This window comes from Mesorhizobium sp. B2-7-1 (assembly GCF_006440735.1).
Taxonomy (GTDB): domain Bacteria; phylum Pseudomonadota; class Alphaproteobacteria; order Rhizobiales; family Rhizobiaceae; genus Mesorhizobium.
In genome coordinates this window covers 1-1,161 of sequence record NZ_VFUA01000228.1, presented here as the reverse complement: position 1 = coordinate 1,161, position 1,161 = coordinate 1, and the positions used below count along the sequence as shown (strand labels likewise).

Here is a 1,161-nt window from a genome sequence, read left to right as displayed (position 1 = left end):
GATGCGGGCGTCGATATCGAGTTCGGCAAGGCGTTCATTGGCAAGCTCGGCCCATCGTTCGCGCCAGCGCTCGACCATCTCGGTAGCGTTCCAGTCGCGCACCTTTGCGCCAAAACCGTTCTCGTCCACGGACCGCATGGTGAGCATGACATGGGCATGCGGTTTTGCGCTGCCATCCTCCGCCCTGTCCCAATGCACGTTGAGATCGGCGACCATGCCTCCGCTGACGAATTCAGTCTGAACGAAGTCGCGGGCCAGCTCGATGCCTTGCGCCTGGGTCAATTCATGCGGGAGGGCAAACTCCACCTCGCGGGCAAGCTGCGCATCCTTCCTCACCTCGAAGGCCTCGGCGTCGTTCCACAGCCGTTCGCGGTCGTTCCAGGCTTTGGGCGCATTCTGCGGCAGCATGACCTCGGAATGGACGACGCCGCGCTTGGCCGAGAAATCATGCGTGCGTTCGATCCGCTCGTCGCGCAGCCGCGAAGCCGAGCGGTAGGCGGCCGAGGCAACAGCACTTGAGCCCGCCTTGCGGCCAATGACCTTGACGTGAAGATGATAGATCGCCATCGCGACCAGATCATTTGCACGTCAAAGCGCACGTCGGCACGACGTATAAGCGCGCCCTCCCTCGAAAAAATCTCGGGATGGACCAGCCCGTCCCGGGCTGTCTCGGCAACCCTGAAGCCTTCCGGCGGGCTCTCCCCTATCATTCTCCGATCGACAATCGAACGGAGACAGCCATGCGTAAACCACGGGACTTCGACGCCGAACTGAAGGCGCTGGAAGAAAAGGCGCGAGAGCTCAAGACGCGAAAGGTGCAGCAGCTTGGCGAACTGGTGATCGCCACTGGCGCCGATCAACTCAGCACCGACGAACTGGCCGGCGCGTTGGTCGCAATCGCCGAAACGAAAGACACCGGAAAGCGTGAGGCATGGGCCAAGCGTGGGGTGACGTTTTTCGAGAGCGGTTCCAGGAGAACTGCTCCGACTACTGGGCGAAACCTGCGCAGCGCTCAAGCGCAACCGGGCAGCTCGCAATCACCGGCAAGCGGCAATGGCTCGCAATGACATGCGCACCTGGCAGGTCGAACGACGCAAGCGCACCCGACATCTGATTGAACTCGGCGGTCTCGTCGTCAAGGCAGGCATCGTTGATCTGACC

Annotated in this window: 3 protein-coding genes; 2 read left to right on the top strand and 1 reads right to left on the bottom strand. The window is 61.9% G+C overall.

Features of this window, described 5'->3' with window-relative positions:
- On the bottom strand, nucleotides 1-567 hold a 567-nt coding region (gene mobQ / locus FJ471_RS34625; protein ID WP_181179972.1), incomplete at its 3' end, for a MobQ family relaxase.
- 173 nt (nucleotides 568-740) lie between these two features.
- On the opposite strand from mobQ, the gene FJ471_RS34620 reads away from it, so the two are divergent.
- Complete coding sequence (locus FJ471_RS34620) at nucleotides 741-1,067, top strand: conjugal transfer protein TraD (protein ID WP_140811614.1); 327 nt, start codon at nucleotides 741-743, stop codon at nucleotides 1,065-1,067.
- 1 nt (nucleotide 1,068) lies between these two features.
- The coding region (locus tag FJ471_RS34615) for a conjugal transfer protein TraD (protein WP_140811606.1) at nucleotides 1,069-1,161 on the top strand (93 nt) is incomplete at its 3' end.

Coding starts and splice junctions, on each gene's coding strand:
- FJ471_RS34620 (WP_140811614.1), top strand. CDS start 741: ATGCGTAAACCACGGGACTTCGACGCCGAACTGAAGGCGCTGGAAGAA.